The 2105-nt window shown below is 44.6% G+C and carries 1 protein-coding gene; it reads left to right on the forward strand.

Annotation, left to right across the window (positions count from 1 at the left end; all coding sequences use genetic code 11):
* Nucleotides 1–240 precede the first annotated feature (240 nt).
* A complete protein-coding gene (locus tag CICURV3402_RS06230; protein ID WP_158380280.1) occupies nt 241–897 on the forward strand; it encodes a thermonuclease family protein in 657 nt (218 codons plus the stop codon).
* Nucleotides 898–2105: the final 1208 nt, after the last annotated feature.

Below are 2105 nucleotides of genomic sequence, written 5' to 3' on the forward strand. Positions count from 1 at the left end.
GAACAACAAATAGACTGCTTGACTCGACTCAGTAAGCACGGACTAAATAACGCTACAAAAAAGATTGAACAACATGAACTGCGAATTGTCCGCCTAGATGTGCCCATTTCATGGTAAGCCTTGTCTGTTCTAGAAGCATCACAGAACAATTCGATTACCGGTACTATAATGTTATGTCGAATATGATCCGTAACAGACAGTCTTGCTATGTAGCCTTATTAATCCAAAAAGAAACGTCCTATGAAAAAAATTCTGATTCTGCTCATCACCGGTTTGTTGAACGCTTTCTCGTGGGCTGACGAAATCACGGGACGAGTGGTAAGCGTTCATGATGGCGATACCCTCATTTTGCTCACGCCTGAAAAAAAGCAGATTAAAATTCGACTGGCAGCAATCGATACACCAGAAATCGGCCAGCCCTATGGAAAAAAAGCGCAAAAATCGCTGTCTGATTTAGTTTTTGATAAAAATCTCACGGCTCGTTCAAACCAAAAAGACCAGTATGGCAGATTCTTGGCGCAACTGTATCTGGGAGGGGTGTGGATTAATGCTGAAATGGTCAAACAAGGGGATGCCTGGGTGTATCGACAACATAGTCGACACAGTCGAGACCCACTTTTGTTAGCCTTCGAAACTCATGCTAGGAAAGAGAAGAAGGGACTGTGGGCCCTGCCAGAGTCACAACGCGTCCCGCCCTGGGAATGGAGAAAGTCGAGGCGGACTCAAGGAAAACATATCTCTTCCCTATCTGAACCCTCGCAATGGGCCTGTGGCGCTAAACGTACCTGCTCCCAAATGACCTCCTGTGAAGAAGCCCGGTTTTATTTGAAGCAATGTGGAATAAGTAGATTAGATATAAACCAAAACGACATACCTTGCGAAAAACTCTGCCATTAAGTGCCATTTTACATTAGGAAAACCCGGCATTTAGTCGCAAATCAAACGTAACAGCATTACCCATCTTAGGTATGCAGCCTGCTGTTCAGGTGCAACCCACATATTGCTTAGCGTCTTACATAAGGTCATAGGCTTTAGTCACTCGACCCCGTGTTTTCTGTGAGTGTAAGCGGAGGCATCTTACTCATACTTTCTCAAAAAGCGAAGAGAGGGAGTGAGACCCTACCTACGTTGAATGATTTATTCACTTCTTCAAAAAATAGAGATTCCTCCTCACCAGGATCAGAATGTGAGTGGTTTTTTAAAGGAGAGATACAAGCCAGACTCAATAAAATATTGTTATCCGCTTGTCAGTGTCAATTTATCTCCATCCTACAAAAGTGGCAGTCTGACTTTGAATTAGCGTTGGTAAAAAAACGCCCGTTTTTAGTTTTCAAAGAGCAGAGGTTAATATGATGAGAAATTTTATTTTTTCTTCACCCGGAAATATGTCCAAGGCAGTGGGGTAGTAGATAAATTAGGGCGGTTATTTGTGCAGCTGGGCTGAAAAGCATTTTTACTTGCCAGTAATACCGTGTGAAGAATTGTTGAAGCCCGAGTAAAAACGTATCTGGGAAAAGCTAAAATCACTTACCGTTATAAACGTTTTAATGGGGAGTCCTCTCAAAAGGAATCGACAGTTTGGCCAGCTTGGCATTGACCGAGTAAACCTCTGTTGTCGTAAAACTAGGGGGGAAACCCCTAGATATCATCAAATCGATGGCAGACGAGCTGAAACTCAGTGTTGCCATTGTATCGACAGTGGTATCCAGCGCGATGCGCCTTTCAGCGAGCGCCCTGTGATTGATACAGACAAAGGCGTCTTCGAGAGCTACCGTTTTTATGGAAAACATCCGGAACTGGTGCTGTTGTATACTGCGTCGTGTGTTCAGGCACAGGTGCGTTTTTATGTCTGACATCGCCTATAGCTGATCTACTGATGTGTAGCCCTGGCGATAGAACGCAAGAATTCTTTGTCGATGCCCGGAGAAAATCCCACCATCGCTAGTATGCCCATCGCTGTCGCCTCTGTGTGAAGAGGCATTGCTCACCTATGGCTACAGCGCCTATCAGGTGGTGAAAATCATATCATCATACCGGACGGTAGAATCAGTGATAGAAGCAAACACCTTGCTCTCCGGTCTCGGTTTTGAAAACGCGGGTCTGGC

The sequence above is a fragment of the Candidatus Williamhamiltonella defendens genome, assembly GCF_900699045.1.
In the GTDB taxonomy this organism is placed as follows: Bacteria; Pseudomonadota; Gammaproteobacteria; order Enterobacterales; family Enterobacteriaceae; genus Hamiltonella; species Hamiltonella defensa_A.